Annotated in this window: 17 protein-coding genes and 2 riboswitches; of the genes, 11 read left to right on the top strand and 6 right to left on the bottom strand. The window is 36.8% G+C overall.

Going from position 1 to position 15,458, the window contains the following annotated elements:
• Positions 1-9: 9 nt before the first annotated feature.
• The 5 genes from gcvT to JOE23_RS09200 all read right to left on the bottom strand — a co-directional run bounded on the left by gcvT (position 10) and on the right by JOE23_RS09200 (position 5,132).
• On the bottom strand, positions 10-1,116 hold the full coding sequence (gcvT, locus tag JOE23_RS09220; protein ID WP_204437866.1) for a glycine cleavage system aminomethyltransferase GcvT: 1,107 nt from the start codon (positions 1,114-1,116) through the stop codon (positions 10-12).
• Between the two features lie 225 nt (positions 1,117-1,341).
• Positions 1,342-1,417: riboswitch (glycine riboswitch) on the bottom strand.
• 3 nt (positions 1,418-1,420) lie between these two features.
• A riboswitch (glycine riboswitch) is annotated at positions 1,421-1,521 on the bottom strand.
• Positions 1,522-1,780: 259 nt separating this feature from the next.
• The gene (locus JOE23_RS09215) at positions 1,781-2,029 is read right to left on the bottom strand and encodes a hypothetical protein (RefSeq protein ID WP_204437865.1); all 249 of its coding nucleotides are present in this window, start codon (positions 2,027-2,029) and stop codon (positions 1,781-1,783) included.
• 278 nt (positions 2,030-2,307) lie between these two features.
• The gene (locus JOE23_RS09210; RefSeq protein ID WP_204437863.1) at positions 2,308-2,700 is read right to left on the bottom strand and encodes a DUF3887 domain-containing protein; all 393 of its coding nucleotides are present in this window, start codon (positions 2,698-2,700) and stop codon (positions 2,308-2,310) included.
• 31 nt (positions 2,701-2,731) lie between these two features.
• Entirely contained in the window at positions 2,732-3,742 is a 1,011-nt protein-coding gene (locus JOE23_RS09205) for an alpha/beta fold hydrolase (RefSeq protein WP_204437862.1), read from the bottom strand.
• 223 nt (positions 3,743-3,965) lie between these two features.
• A complete protein-coding gene (locus JOE23_RS09200; protein WP_204437858.1) occupies positions 3,966-5,132 on the bottom strand; it encodes a glycosyltransferase family 4 protein in 1,167 nt (388 codons plus the stop codon).
• Positions 5,133-5,583: 451 nt separating this feature from the next.
• Between JOE23_RS09200 and JOE23_RS09195 the strand changes: the two genes are divergently transcribed.
• The 4 genes from JOE23_RS09195 to JOE23_RS09180 all read left to right on the top strand — a co-directional run bounded on the left by JOE23_RS09195 (position 5,584) and on the right by JOE23_RS09180 (position 8,089).
• The gene (locus tag JOE23_RS09195; RefSeq protein WP_204437857.1) at positions 5,584-6,261 is read left to right on the top strand and encodes a hypothetical protein; all 678 of its coding nucleotides are present in this window, start codon (positions 5,584-5,586) and stop codon (positions 6,259-6,261) included.
• Entirely contained in the window at positions 6,254-6,658 is a 405-nt protein-coding gene (locus JOE23_RS09190; protein ID WP_204437855.1) for an NUDIX domain-containing protein, read from the top strand. The genes JOE23_RS09195 and JOE23_RS09190 overlap by 8 nt, the downstream gene beginning before the upstream one ends.
• Positions 6,658-7,326, top strand: coding sequence for an HAD family hydrolase (locus tag JOE23_RS09185; protein WP_204437853.1), 669 nt, complete (start codon positions 6,658-6,660; stop codon positions 7,324-7,326). The genes JOE23_RS09190 and JOE23_RS09185 overlap by 1 nt, the downstream gene beginning before the upstream one ends.
• A gap of 109 nt (positions 7,327-7,435) precedes the next feature.
• Positions 7,436-8,089 carry an SDR family oxidoreductase gene (locus tag JOE23_RS09180; protein ID WP_204437851.1) on the top strand — a complete coding sequence of 218 codons (654 nt, stop codon included), beginning with the start codon at positions 7,436-7,438 and terminating at the stop codon, positions 8,087-8,089.
• Between the two features lie 56 nt (positions 8,090-8,145).
• Here the strand turns inward: JOE23_RS09180 and JOE23_RS09175 are convergent, their stop codons facing one another.
• Positions 8,146-8,394: a hypothetical protein gene (locus JOE23_RS09175; protein WP_204437849.1), complete on the bottom strand. Its 249-nt coding sequence runs from the start codon at positions 8,392-8,394 to the stop codon at positions 8,146-8,148.
• Positions 8,395-8,826: 432 nt separating this feature from the next.
• Here JOE23_RS09175 and JOE23_RS09170 point away from each other — a divergent pair, with 432 nt between their 5' ends.
• From JOE23_RS09170 to JOE23_RS09140, 7 genes are all read left to right on the top strand, one after another.
• Positions 8,827-9,789, top strand: coding sequence for a LacI family DNA-binding transcriptional regulator (locus JOE23_RS09170; RefSeq protein ID WP_204437846.1), 963 nt, complete (start codon positions 8,827-8,829; stop codon positions 9,787-9,789).
• Positions 9,790-9,909: 120 nt separating this feature from the next.
• Positions 9,910-10,905, top strand: coding sequence for a D-2-hydroxyacid dehydrogenase (locus JOE23_RS09165; protein ID WP_204437844.1), 996 nt, complete (start codon positions 9,910-9,912; stop codon positions 10,903-10,905).
• A gap of 141 nt (positions 10,906-11,046) precedes the next feature.
• Entirely contained in the window at positions 11,047-11,718 is a 672-nt protein-coding gene (locus JOE23_RS09160; RefSeq protein WP_204437842.1) for a response regulator, read from the top strand.
• On the top strand, positions 11,719-13,065 hold the full coding sequence (locus JOE23_RS09155) for a sensor histidine kinase (protein WP_204437840.1): 1,347 nt from the start codon (positions 11,719-11,721) through the stop codon (positions 13,063-13,065).
• Between the two features lie 79 nt (positions 13,066-13,144).
• Positions 13,145-13,297 carry a hypothetical protein gene (locus JOE23_RS09150; RefSeq protein WP_204437838.1) on the top strand — a complete coding sequence of 51 codons (153 nt, stop codon included), beginning with the start codon at positions 13,145-13,147 and terminating at the stop codon, positions 13,295-13,297.
• Positions 13,298-13,312: 15 nt separating this feature from the next.
• On the top strand, positions 13,313-14,011 hold the full coding sequence (locus tag JOE23_RS09145) for a zinc metallopeptidase (protein ID WP_204437837.1): 699 nt from the start codon (positions 13,313-13,315) through the stop codon (positions 14,009-14,011).
• Between the two features lie 21 nt (positions 14,012-14,032).
• The gene (locus JOE23_RS09140; protein ID WP_204437836.1) at positions 14,033-15,451 is read left to right on the top strand and encodes a phospholipase D-like domain-containing protein; all 1,419 of its coding nucleotides are present in this window, start codon (positions 14,033-14,035) and stop codon (positions 15,449-15,451) included.
• The last annotated feature ends 7 nt before the right edge of the window (positions 15,452-15,458 follow it).

Genomic DNA, 15,458 nt, shown 5'->3' with positions numbered 1-15,458 from the left:
CGCAGTCGCTTATTTTCTTTTGTAAAACGGTGTTTCAACGACGACCGCATTCACTAATCTAGAACGTATTTGTACTTGAACCTCAGTTCCTAGTTTTGCATATTCAGCCTGAACTAAAGCAAGGCCGAGATGTTTTTGTATAGTAGGTGAGTGGGTGCCTGAAGTAATAAAACCAATTTCTTGATCACTTGATGAAAATACTTTGTATCCATGTCTTGGAATCCCTTTGTCGATAATTTCTAAGCCAACGAGCTTTCTAGCCGGTTGATTCTGCTTTTCTTGCGTTAGTGCTGCTTTTCCAATAAAATCGCTACTCTTGTCTATTTTGACTGTAAAGCCAATTCCGGCTTCAAAAGGCGTGATTGATGATGATAATTCTTGACCATATAAAGCGAGTTTTGCTTCAAAGCGAAGGGTATCACGAGCGCCAAGTCCACACGGTTGGAGTCGATCATCCGCTCGCAACAGTTCTCGCCAAAGTACTTGTGCTTGTTGGTGAGGAGCATACAATTCAAAACCATCTTCGCCGGTATAACCGGTTCTTGAAACTAAAACATTAGTGATATCTGCAAGTTGAACATTTTGGACAAATCGGAATGGTTTGATCTCAGTCAAATTAGTATCCGTAAGTTTTTGTAATATGTTAACCGCTTCTGGACCTTGAATGGCAAGTTGCGCGATCTGTTCAGAAAGGTTGGTGATGGTAACATCATTCATGCGATGTGAATGGATCCAATCGAGATCTTTATCAATATTAGCGGCATTGACAACAAGTAAAAATTTCTGGTCTGCTAGTTTATAGACTAACAAATCATCGACCGTGCCCCCGTCTTGATAGCACATTGCTGTATACCGTGCTTGATTTATTTCAAGGCTTGTTATGTCATTTGTCATTAATAAATTGACAAGCTTTTCAGCAGCCTTACCTTCAATGCATATTTCACCCATGTGTGAGACATCAAAGAGTCCAGCTTTTTGCCTAACGGCGTGATGTTCATCGATAATACTGGAAAAATGAACAGGTAAAGCCCATCCGCCATAATCAATGATTTTTTTAGCTCCATAGCTTTGATAAAGACTAAAGAGCGGTGTTTGTTTTAATGGCTTGTCACTCATGTGTGACACCACCTCCAATACTATTTTTATCATAGATAACCGTCCGTAAAACACCGGCTAATGTCCTGGCTCACTCAACGACCAATTAGTGGGAGAAGAACGCCCCCCTGATTGAAGGTTCGTTTTATGATGCTTTTCCCTTGCTCCTTAATGTTCTTTTTTGTATGTACAGGTGAAATAGAGCGTACAAAAAAGGACAGGGAAGGGCTGATTACTTCTACCCTTCTCTGTCCTTTTACCTGAGAGTTTTCGCTTTGTTTAAAGCATCCCCTTTGGTGGCATCGACATGCGCTCTCCAGAGTGTCGTCCTATTATGGTTCGTTTACCTGAGAGATTGTCTCATAAGGTTTTTTTATGAGCTTGCTCCTTCGGTGGTATACCTATACGCTCTCCCATAATAATCATCCGTGCTATTTATCGTTGTTTTCTATGTTACTATACTTTTAACATTTAGGCGATAGATTTGTGAACTTTTTTTACAAAAAAATTTGTAAATGCCGAACTTTGTTGATTTAATTGTGAGAAAATTTGTGAAAAAAATAATTTTTTATTAACTTTTTCGTTCTTTTTAAATTAAATGTTCGTTTTTTATATTTTGATGTTTTAATTAGAATTTTCTGTGATTTTTCTAATTTGCGAAAAAAAGCACCTAAAATATAGGTGCTTAACAGCAAACTTCTTCTTGATTCATTTCAACTAATTCCATTTGATATTTACCAGCTTCAATATTAGGAATTAGTGCTTCAATATAAGCCTGAACATCATGTGTTTGCTCGCTTAAATCAGCAAGATTGAAATAAATAAAACCTTGTTCTCTGTGTAGAACAGTTAATTGAGTCGTTTCTTCTGTTTTAGACGTTGCAACGAGTCGACATGCCTTTCCTTTTGGTGCCATCTCGAATGAAATCGTCATCTCCCCCTTAAGTGATTATCGGCGTAAATTTAATGTGAAAAAGTAGTAAATAAGTACCTCTAAAATACTTTAAATTTTAACACAGGATTTGAGAGATATAAAGGGTGTTTGCGTGTATTTTATAAAAATGTTTGATAGCTATTTTGTATAAAATTCATTCAGAAAAAAGATCGTTTAAATCAAGTTGATTACAAGCAGACAGCAAAGAATTAGCGTAAAATTAAATTTATTTGTATCAACATTCGAGCAAGGATTTTTTTGTGATTGATTACCATCAGTTAAAGAATGTAAAAACCAGCAATTTGATCTTGTTGGTCGAAAGCTAATTGAAAGCGAACCACATCGTTTTCAAACATGCCATCTAAATAAATAATTCGATAATCGCCATCCGTTGTCATTTTACTATCTTTAATTTCGATAAAATCACCAACTGATGCCGTAAGTTCAGTCCATAATTCTTCAAGTGTTTCGACAGGTAAGACTTCCTGCATTGTAGTATCTAAATCGTTTCTGGCTTCATGGTATGTTTCATTATTAAGTGCTTCAATAAAGTTCTTGGCTATATTAATGATCTCATCGTTATGGTCTACAAGACGATCACTATTTTCTTGGCAACCGACCATAACAATAGCGCTAAATATGATGAACAGATAAATGTTAATTTTAAACATTTACTTTACAACCTCCCTTTATGATAATGGTTTAATCGCTGGTATGTTTTATCCAGTTAACGATATCATCTATTACAACATCCTCGACATGGCCGCCCTGATGGTATTCTTCTATCGTTCCTTTACCTTCTCCTTGATAATTGATGAAAAAATGGTTGAGATCAGGATATAAAATAAAATGCGCATGATCACGATCTGCTAAAAGAGATTGATAAGCTTCAAAATCCTTTTCAACATTGACTTGAAAATCCTTTTCACCCTGTAGGATAAGAAGGGGAACGGATTGTTCTCGTAGTACTGCTTCACTGTTGAAACTCTCCATTTCTTTTAAATAGTAGCCCGGTAAGCCAAAGATCGTCTCATTAATACTTTCTTCAAGTGTTAGGTCAGCAAGTTGCTGTGCTTTTTCGTATTCTGTAATGAGCTGTTGGTGATTCGTTTCGTATAGCGTGCTATCCGGATCCAAGTCTTCTAGTATAGCTAAATTCTGATCGTAAATAATTTCCCATAAAGGTCTTGGTGAACCAGCCATGATAATTAATCCAGCTAGGTTTTCACTAGCGTCATAAATACGCGGGGCGAGCATTCCTCCTTGACTGTGTCCAATAAGAAAGATTTTTTCATTATCTATACGCGAATCATTTTGTAAGTGTTGGATTGCTCGGACAGCATCTTCAACGGTCTCTTCATAGACGGTAAAGGTGAGTAAGTCTTCTTCGGTGAACGAATCTTGATAGGTATAAGTACGTTTGTCATAGCGCAAAACGGCAATTTCTTGTTCTGTAAGAGCCTGGGCTAAATCTTTAAATATGTTGTAGCTGTAAACAGATTGATCACGATCGCTTGGACCTGATCCATGGACTAACACGACAGCCGGAACAGGTTCATGAGCTGAAGGTAGGGTTAAGATACCTTCCAGTGGATAGGCCGATCCTTCACCAATAACCACTTCTTCTTGAACAGATTGATGAGAACAGGAGAACAAAACTAATAAAAACGTTATGCTAATAAAAAGTAAACCGTTAGTTTTGATAAGGTACACGCCCTTTCTTTTCTCTTGTGGAACTCGCTATATTTATACTATATCAATAAAATTAGAATTTTAAATATGTTTTAAGTGTTATAGGGAAAAACTAAAAATGAAAGCAGGGTGACTAAAAAAGAGAATAAAGATGAGATGGCTTTTTTCACTATGAGGATGGATTGAAGTTATTAAATAATTAAGATAGCTAATCGGTGCAAATTCATCTAGAAATGCTATAAATCTAAACACTCATTTTCTTTACAATAGGCGAGAATTCTTGGTTTTCTTTTGTAATATCTCTAAAGCTTGCGATTAGTTGTTGGAAAATATGTTCCCATGATTGAGTCATAGCAAACTGTCGAGCAGCCTTAGAAAAATGATGTCGTAGTGAAGGGTTACTTAATAATGTTGTGGTTCGTTCAACAAACATATCTACCTGTTTTGGCTCACATAAATAGCCAGTTACTTTATCTGTTACTAAATGCTTGACACCGCCTGTACTTGCAGTAATAACAGGTAAGCCTGAAGCAAGCGCTTCTAGTACAACATTTCCAAAGGTTTCAGTAGGAGATGGAAACAGAAACAGATCACTAGATGCATAAATTTGTGCTAAAGCTTCTCCTTTAATAAACCCAGTCCATGTCACTTTATCGTGATGTGCACTAGATAATGCAGGGAATAATGGACCGTCACCGACCATCACTAAGTGGCTATCTTTTTTCACTTTATCAGGAAGGTGTTCGAAAGTTTCTAGTACAATATCAATATCCTTTTCAGCCGCGATTCGTCCTACATAAAGGATAATGTTATTTTCATAGATTTGATAGTGTTCTTTAAATAAATGTTTACAACGTTTAAATGGTGAAAAAAAGTGATGATCCACGCCTCTGCTCCATATTTCATAGCTTTGATTTGAGTTTTGCAGTATCAATTTCTCTTTGGTACTTTGTGATGGGACATAGATTTTTTCAAAAGGGCGATGGAACCAATCCAAGTATTTCTGGGCGTAATATTTAAGGAAATGAAGGTGGTAGTATTCTAAATAGTTATCAAAATGTGTGTGATAAGAAGCCACCATGGGTATTTGATGTTTTTTTCCATAATGCAGACCACATAGTCCGAGAGTGAACGGTGTTGCAATATGAATTAAGTTGGGTTTGAAATCATCTAAAACCTGTTTGATAGGAGCTGGATTTGGCAGAGCCAGGCGACAATTACGATACAACAAAAAGGGAACACTCGTTAAGCGTAGAATTTCTGGTGCGTTTGGGACAGGGCTAGGGGAGGTTGGGGCAAAAAGACGGTATTCAATACCTTGATTGTCTAGATAGTTAACATAACGTTCCAAAGTAAGAGCAACACCGTTAATCTCAGGTGTATAAGTATCAGTGAAAATAGCGATGCGCATGTGAACACTCCTCTATAGATGTATGATTGGATTACTTTTAGCGTATCAAAGCAATTTAGAGAACGTGTAAAGTCCTTGTTAAGAAATTGAAAAAATACATTTATTGCAGATACGTGACCATAAAATACTCATTTCAAAATAGGGAGGAGATGTCGTGTATTTAGACGGGCATTAACGGCCGCTAGTATTCTTGTTCACTTAACTAACAATCAGTGAGAGAAGGGCGAATATATTCACTTATTTATGATTATTCAATAATTGGCATCCATCGATATTATTCGACTTTTAATGTCATATTGATATATTTTTTAACTTTTATTGATGTTTAATCATTAAAATATGAACATTGAATTATTAATTTATAGATTCATTCGCTTTTTAATTGACTGACACAAAGAGCATATGTTAATTTAAGGATATGTTTAAAATTGGAAAGAGGGTCGTGTTATCCATGGATGAAAAGGTTGCTGTTTTATTTACTGGAGGAAAAGATTCATCGTTAGTAGCATGCTTAGAAGCAACAAAAGGAAGGGAGGTTCATTTAATAACATGTAATAGCGGTATTGGTATTAAAAGTGAATTATCACAATTTAGAGTAAATGAAATCGTTGATCGTTTTCCGAGTGTATCTATATCGAGAGTTATTTTAATGACAAGTGGTTTGTTTAGGAGAATAGCCATTAAAGATATTGAATCAGATATAAAGCGATGGGGAGTAAATATGGTTTTATTAGGTGACAAGATGGCTATTCACGCAGCTGCTACCGTGTATTGCTTGCAAAATCAGATCTATCGTTTAGTAGATGGTGTTGTTAAATATCAAGATGATCTTGTCGAACAAAAAACTGTAGCCATGCAATTTTTTAAAAATTATGAGTATAAATACGGCATTGCATATGATTCTCCAATTTATCACTTTGGCACAAGGAAGCAAGTAAAGTATGCATTATTAGACTTTGGTATATCAAATAAATCTTTAGAAGGTGTGTCTATTTTTGGTGATTCATTTTCTGAACCGACCGATAAGATGATTTACGAATATATGAGTGAAAAAATACATCTATGTGATGAGTACATAACACTATTAACTGAGGGGATAGAGGAAGAGGAGGTTATATGTGGTGATTAAAGCTTCAGCTCTTATTATAAAAGATCAATCCCTTTTAGCGGTTAAGAAGAAGTTGCACCCCTCTCACTTTATATTACCCGGTGGAAAATTAAAAAACAATGAAACAGCAGAGCGAGCATTAATACGAGAGCTAGCAGAGGAATTAAACTTAAGGATTAGCATGGAAAATCTTACTTTTTTACAAACATTTACTACACCTTCACAATTTGAAGATGTAACATTAACTACACATTTATACTTGGTTGAGCATGTGGCACGATTGGAAGTTGCTAATGAAATTTTAGCATTTGAATGGGTAGCTATTAAGAGCGGAAACAGAAATGATCTAGCGAGTGGCATTAAAGACTTTGCTTTACCTATAGCACGTCAACTAATAAAAAAGGAGCTGAGTTATTGATGACGGAAGTAAAACATATTATTTTTGATTTAGATAATACGCTATTTGATTTTAATGCGTGTTGGGAAAAAGCGCACCGTCAGATTTTTTTTGAACGTGGATTTGATCAATTTACCACATATGATGGTTTTATGACGATTTACCGAAAGATAGACGCATTGTTATGGGAGAAGCTATTAGCAAAACAAATCACTTTGGCAGACCTAAGAAGGCAACGGATTTCTTTAACTCTACAGACCTTTAATTTGGATTTCACTTTATTAGAAGGTGATGCTTTCTATCAAGATTTTTTTCAGTTATTACTAGCGGAACTTCAACCTAATCAACAGGTAATTGATGGTTTAAAGGAATTGAAAGTGGATTATGATCTAGTCATTTTAACGAACGGTTTAATCGAAGAACAGCAGGCAAAGGTAGAATTATTAGGTTTAACAGATATCTGCCCGATTTATATATCAGAAGCAATTGGCTATGAGAAACCTGACTTACAGGCGTTTGAACATGTTATGTCAGCTAATCAATTTCAACCGGAACAGACGCTAATGGTAGGTGATTCGTTAACTAATGATATTGAACCGGCCGAAATGTTAAAAATGAAGACCTATCACGTAACTGATGATATTATATCTTGTCTGGAAAAGATTCAACAAGGTACATTCATTACGTGAAAACGCTGGGGATGTCCGTTAAACGGATAGATGGATTATGTTTAGTCTATTGTTTTAATGGATATATAATACAAGAGAACGTTTCTTATGTTTAGAAAGGATGATTTTAATGGGTAAAGTACTCGTCATTGGAGCGAATGGTCAAATTGGAAAACACCTTGTTTCCTTAATTCAAAGTAGTGATGATTTTACAGCCAAAGCAATGATTCGGAAAGCTGAACAGGCGGATGACTTTGAAAAATTAGGCGCTGAGACGGTAGTGGTTGATTTAGAAGGTGGTATTGATGCGATGGCTCAAGCGGCTGATGATGTAGATGCAATTGTCTTTACAGCTGGATCAGGACCGCATACAGGGAAAGATAAAACGATTATGGTTGATTTGGATGGTGCTGTCAAAACGATAGAAGCAGCTAAAAAGGCTGGTGTAAAGCGTTATATTATGATTAGTTCATTTGATACGACAAGAGAAGCAATCCAATCTTCGCCGGCATCATTCGCTCCTTATGTTGTAGCAAAACATTATGCGGATGAGTGGTTAAGAGCAAGTGATTTAGATTACACGATTATCCATCCAGGTGGCTTAACGAACGATTCCGGCAAAGGAGAAGTTCAATTAGCAGAAACCGTTGATCGAGGAGAAGTGCCACGTCAAGATATAGCTGAGGTTATCTTAGCAAGCTTAATCAATAATACGACGATAAATAAAGAGTTCCAAGTTGTATCTGGTTCCCAGCCCATTGATCAGGCGATTAAATCGATATAATGATAAAAGCCATTTGCTCTATGAAGAAGCAAATGGCTTTTAAGGTTACACTTTATTTAACAACAGATCTCTTCTTTTTCCATTTCCACTAACTCTGCTTGATATTTACCTGACTTTATTTTCGGTATTAGTTTATTGATGTAAATTTGAATATCATGAGCTTGCTGTTTGATTTCAGATAGCATGAAATAAATAAAACCGTTATCTTTGTGTAGTATAGTCACTTGGATGTCCTCTCCTACTTGTACAGTTGTCACGAGCCGGCAAGTTTTTCCTTTTGGTGCCATCTCAAATGAAATTGTCAACGCCCCCTTCGGTTGTTTACAATATGATAAATTTTAACATAGGACTATATTATGATAAACCGGATTTATCTTATGTTATCGGTCTTCAAGAACTCTGTGTGTTGCTACTGATGAATGAGAAGAAGTATTCGTATAAATGCTCTAAATTACTTTCGATTTAGTTATTTATCGTTTTCATGCGATCGCACGAAAAGAGGAAAATTCGCATGAAAGTATGCGGAGATCGCACGAAAGCTGAAAAAGGAGTTCCCTTTTTTCCATAAAAGGGGTGCTAGATAGATCATAACGCCGTTGGTTACGTAACGCTCATCTATCTAGCAACACAGCTCCCATTATAGCGCATGAAACGCGTTTCAGTTCAAATTTTATCATTATTTAATTAATGAAAATCCGTTATAATAGTTAATGAATCCGTAAAAGCAGGTGATTAATATGACAAACATAAGAGATATTGCTAAAATTGCTGGTGTGTCCGTCTCGACCGTCTCGCGTGTTTTGAATCATCATCCTTATGTGAGTGAAGAGAAACGTCGCGCTGTTGAAACAGCTATGATCCAAACGAATTATCATCAGAATATGAATGCTATCCATTTAAGTACGGGTAAAACAAATATTATCGGTGTAGTGGTACCGTTTACTAATCACCCTTATTTCGGTAAATTAGTTGAAGGTATGATGGAACAAGCAGGTCAGGACAATTATAAAATTATTTTATTTCAAACGAATTATCAGCTAGAGCGGGAACAAGAAGCATTAGATATGTTGAAGTATAAGCAATTGGATGGTTTGATCCTCTGTTCTAGAGGAATAGATTGGAAACTCTTGCTGGATTATCAGGAATACGGTCCAATTGTTTTAGCAGAAAAAACGAATCCACAAACGTTTTCTGCAAGTTATATTGATCATTATCAAGCGTTTAGTGAGGCACTATCGTTCTTGTATGCCAAAGGTTATCGTAAGATCGGTTATTGTGTAGGACGCCAAAACGGTGCAAATAGTAAACAGCGGTGGCAAGCATATCAAGATTTTTTGGAAGAAAATGCACTAGAATACAATCCGGATTATACCTATTACGATTGCTATCAATTTGAAGATGGTGCAAATGTTGCCTTGAAGTGGTTAGAGCAAAAGAATAGACCTGAAGCGCTATTAGTCGCAAATGATCAAATTGCTGCTGGGATGGTAACCGTTTGTCAAAAGCATCATATTGATATCCCTCGTCAATTAGCTTTAATTGGGTTTGATAATCAACCGATTGCTAAGTTTATGGAGATAACCACAGTTCAACTCCCATTGTTCCAAATGGGACAACAATTATTTCAACAAGCATTACAAGCTGATCATATTAGTGAACATCAGTTTGTTCCTAAATTAATTGAACGTCAGACAGTATAGATTAATTGACCTAATTAGGGTAAACCTTGTTAAATTTCTTAACAAACCTGTTGTTATTCTTGCGAGAAAAATTATCATAATAGTATAGAGGATAACAGAATAGGTTAGGGGGAAATGCTTATGCAAAGTGTTGTAACAGAAACAACGAAACAATGGCCCTCCGTTTATTTTCGTGTTAACATTCCAGAACATTATCAAAAGTATTTTGAAAAAAAGTGTAAACAAATCATTGTAGAACCTTGGACTATTGGAGAAGCAGAACCGATCTCAAATGCAGATTTAACGGATTGTGAGATTATATTTACGCTAGGTTTTATCGATGATTTATCAATATTGGCCAAGGCGCCTAACGTGAAATGGGTGCAATCGCTAAGTGTGGGCGTTGATGCTTTGATAAATGATGACACTCAAAATAATGATCTATTGATTACCAATACAAAAGGGTGTACATCGGTGCCAATTGCAGAACATGCGATGGCAATGATCCTGGCTTTTTCGAAACGTCTCCCAGAGCTCCGTATTAATCAGCAACGTCAGTTGTGGAAAAAAGCTCCAGTTACAGATTTACTAAATGCACGTGTATGTATTGTCGGTTATGGTCAAATTGGCTATGAAATTGCTAAACGTTGTAAAGCATTTGGAATGAAGGTTAGTGGCTGTCGTCGTCATCCAACTGATCAATCTGATCCTTTTACTGACTTAATTGTTGGGATGGACCGTGTAGATGAAGTGATTCAAGAAGCGGATTATATTGTATTGGCCTTGCCAGCAACACCAGAAACCGATGATTTTTTAAATAGTGAGCGTATCAACCAGTTAAAAGAGGGAGCGGTTATTATTAATGTAGGTAGGGGAAATGCTATTGTTGAATCAGACCTCGTTGATGCTTTATATGATGGTCAGATTAGCGGGGCAGCACTAGATGTCTTTCAAGTCGAACCATTACCTGCTACCCATCCATTTTGGCATATGGATCAAGTTATTATATCACCGCATCAGGCTTATTTATCTCAGCAAAATATTGATCGAATTATGGCATTGTTTAAAGAGAATATCATTCGCTATCAGTCCGGTCAACCCCTTTTGAATCAAGTAGATAAGCTAAAAGGCTATTAAAATAAATGTCATTTTAATCAACTCGTCCGGATGTTTCGGGCGAGTTTTGCTGTTTAATTAAATGTGATAGGCTAACAATAGCAGTTTATTGAAAGACATGATAATCTAACATAGAGACGATACGATTTAGGGGTGTGAATGGTGGCTGTTATATTAGTAGTAGATGATGATCCGCATATCCGCAAATTAATTTCCTTATACTTAGCCGATAAACAACATCGCGTGTTAGAAGCTGTAAATGGTGAGGTGGCTTTAACAATAATGGAGCGAGAGCCAATTGATCTTGCTATTATTGATGTGATGATGCCTGAAGTCGACGGTATTACATTAACGAAAGAAATTAGAGGCTTTTACCAAATACCAATTTTAATGGTAACGGCAAAAGGTGAATCACAAGATAAGGTAAGAGGTTTTCAAGCAGGGACTGACGATTACCTAGTCAAGCCATTTGATCCAGTTGAACTCGTGCTACGTGTAAATGCGTTATTGAAAAGGTACAATTTAAGTTTAGAAAAATGCAATCGCATTGGCGATGTAGAAGTCGATTTAGATCGTCTAACTGTATCTGATCAGAGTCAGTCGATAGAATTAAAACGGAAAGAATGTGAATTACTTTTTGAACTTTCACATGAGCCCGGTCGTATTTTCACAAGGGCTCAACTTGTTGAGAAAATTTGGGGGTTTGATTATGAAGGTGATGAACGGACGGTCGATGTTCATATTAAACGGTTACGTGAAAAGTTGGAGCCTTTTAAGCAATTGAAAATAACTACTGTTAGAGGATTAGGCTACCGATTAGAGGATGTGACTTAAATGAGCAGAAGTCTTTATTGGAAATTTGTTTTCACTTTTATAACAGGGGTAATAGGTAGCTTACTTGCTTCGTATTTAATAACTGCTCTTTTCTTTCAAGATGAATATATTTATCAACAAGAAATAGAACAAACCTCGGATTATATTGCTGAATTATTAACACTAGTGGACACCCAAGATTTACCGAGGTTGTTACAATTGTTAGATGATGCCGGCGTTGAAACCGTCATTCTTGATTATGCTGGTCAACCTTTTTTACCTGAGATGAATATCGATTTTATTAATGAAGAGATGATTGAACAGGTCAAGGCTATCGATGATTCTGAAGTCGCGACATTTATTCCAGATCGTCGCCAAATGAAACGATTTATCGGGACGACGATTTATTATCAAGATCAGTCTTATTTATTGTTTGTTAATGTTGACTTTACTGATAATATAGCAGGTTCAAGGCGACTTACATTACATGCATTATTATTGACACTTTTAATTGGAAGTAGTTTTATTATCTGGGTCTCACGTTATTTTGTGGGGAGTATTCGCTCAGTGACAACGGCTGCAGAACAGTTGGCGACAGGGGATTTTACTGTTCGATTATCGACTGATAGGCAAGATGAGGTTGGGCGTTTAATGAGAAGCTTCAATGATTTGGCTCAAGCATTAGCAAATATGGATGAAGTACGTGAAACCTTTGTTAGTAACGTTTCTCATGAGATTCAATCACCGTTAACATCAATTAAAGGCTATACCCGTGCATTACAAGATGGCCTAATTGATCAGGAAAATCAAACAGAGTATTTGCGAATTATTTACCAAGAGGCCGATCGTTTATCAAGACTATCAGATAATTTATTAAGAATGGCTTCATTAGACTCGGAAAAACATCCTTATCAACCGGAACGTTATCGATTAGCAGAACAGATTAGACGTGTTGTATTATCAACAGAACTACTATGGCAAGAAAAAAATATAACCATTCATCTTGATTTAATGGATCGTGATATTGTTGCTGATCAAGATTTGATGGAACAAGTTTGGTTGAATTTACTTGTTAATGCGATAAAATATAATCATCAGGGTGGGGACATTCATATCTCTAATTACATCGAAGAGCACAATCATGTGATTCGAGTTAATGACACAGGTGTTGGTATTCCAGAAGAGTCGCTTCCTTATTTATTTGATCGTTTTTACAAAGTCGATCAGGCACGTTCTAACAACCATTCAGGTAATGGTTTAGGTTTATCGATTGTCAAGAAGATTATTTTATTACATGGAGGATCTATCAATGTAGTCAGTGAAATAGGCGTAGGAACAACGTTTTTTATACGTCTGCCTTCGGAGTGAAAAAAAAACGCGTTAGTTCATATTCAGTTCATAATTGTCGTATATACTAAGAGCAAATCAATAAAATGAGGTGACTGAGTTGGCTAACTTTGACTTATTGATAAGTCTAGAGCGTAATAATAAAGGTTACTTAATAACAGAAGAAAAGTCTTTAATGGAACGAATTGCAGCATGGTTATGTGAAGAAGAAGGCGTTAATGCTGTCGTTTGTAAAAAAAATAAAAATAAGTAAAGGTAGTGGTGCAGTATGTTTTTTCATCCTATGGATATTTTAATATTTATCGCGTTAGGTTTAGCGATGTGGGCACAGTCAAAAGTACAAAATAACTTTCATAAATACGCTCGGGTCCAAGCGAGTGCGCAAATTACTGGACTTCAAGTCGCTCGTCGGATTTTAGATCAAAATGGACTTCATGATGTAATGATTGAACGTTCTAATCGAGGCGATTTATCTGATCATTATGATCCAAGGGCTAAAACCGTTCGGTTATCAGGTCCGGTTTATAGTGGTTCTTCAATTTCTTCTTTGGCCATTGCCGCCCATGAAGTTGGACATGCGATTCAACATGGTCGTGGCTATGCAATGCTTAAATTTAGAACGGCACTATTCCCAGCCGCTCAATTGGGGTCAAGAATGGCACCGCTCCTATTCTTAGTTGGTTTCCTGTTTTTTGGTGCAGGTTCGGTTCTAGGAAATCAGGTGATTGGTATCGGAATTGGTTTGTTTGCTGCTGCGGTGTTATTTCAACTGGTTACTTTACCTGTTGAATATGATGCGAGCCGGCGAGCCAAAAATCAATTATTGGAACTAGGTCTTGTTACTAATAGTGAGCAAGCAGGAATTAGCCGAGTATTGAATGCAGCAGCATTGACTTATGTAGCAAGCACATTAATGGCTGTGTTACAGTTGCTTAAATTTATTATGATCTTCGGGCGCCGTCGTTAAAGCGCAGAAAGGGATTATATCGTGAAGGATTTACATTTGAAAAGCCTAACAAAATACGTTTTGTTAGGCTATTTTATTTATGTCTTGCTAACCGCTGTGCTTGCCTTTGGTATTTATACACCGCCTGAACGCGATCTGAATTTCGATCAGCAACGATGGATCAGTGAAACAACAGAGCAGGTTACATTGATTGAGGATCGCGGAGATGCTTGGCAGGTGCGAATGGATTTGATTGAATCCGCACAACATTCACTTGATATTTCTTATTATGCGATGCAAGGGGGGGAGACTGTGGATCTCTTTCATGCTCATCTCCTTGCAGCAGCCGATCGAGGAGTACAGGTGCGCTTTTTAATTGATGGGATTTTTCATAATATGAGGTTTGGTCAACGAGATATTATTCGTGTTTTTAATGAACATCCTAATATGGAGTTGAGCTTTTATGAACCACTTGATCTTGCTCGCCCATGGACGTGGCATAATCGCCTCCATGATAAATTTATTGTCGCTGATCAAGCATATGTATTAATCGGGGGACGCAATATTGGTGACAAATATTTTGCACCAGATGATTATCAAGGTGTTTCTCAAGATCGAGATGTTCTAATTTTTAATGAAAATCAGCAACAGTCAAACTTGACCTCGGAAATTAGCGATTATTTTGATTATCTTTGGTCACATGAGTTTACAGTATTACAAACGAATAAAGACCTGACTCGCTGGGGCAAACGACGTGCGACAGCGGAAAAAATAAACCTTGAAACCTGTTACGAAAGCTATCAAGCGTCATCACGTGATCAATCTGAGCAGATGAACCCTTGGCGTGATCAAGCCCATCAGATAAATGGTGGTTTCTTTGTCCATAATTCAATCGAGCGATTTTATAAGCAACCTGATGTTTGGCTAGAAATGTTAGTGCTGATTGAACAGGCAGAGCAACAAGCACTTGTGCAAAGCCCGTATATCATTCCTAGTCGGCTTATCCGTGAAGATCTAGATAAACTTCGAGTTGATATTGATGATGGTATGCTGTTAACTAATGCCTTAGCGGCTACACCTAATATTATGGCGCATAGTGGTTATCGTAATCATCGCCAAACCTTGGCTGGTTCGGATTTATCTTTATATGAATTTCAAAGACCTGATCAATCACTACATATGAAGTCAATGGTAATTGATCAACAAATTACGGCAGTGGGTTCTTTTAATTTTGATGCGCGTAGTGCTTTTCTGAATACCGAATCGATGGTTGTAATCGATAGTCCAGGTTTGGCAGATGAGATCATAACATTGACAAACGAAGAGTACCTTTCTAATAGTCTGCTAGTAAATCAAGGAGAGACTGACTCAACGGATCAGCTTGAATCAACACCGCTAACGAAGCATATCATGACCTTAGTGATCAGACCGCTCGCACGATTAATAGAATTTCTTCTTTAGCGAAAGG

Origin of the sequence: Amphibacillus cookii, from assembly GCF_016908375.1 — a bacterium.
GTDB classification, from domain to species: domain Bacteria; phylum Bacillota; class Bacilli; order Bacillales; family Amphibacillaceae; genus Amphibacillus_C; species Amphibacillus_C cookii.
Note: the sequence above shows the minus strand (reverse complement) of the source record. Positions and strands in the feature narration are given on the sequence as shown.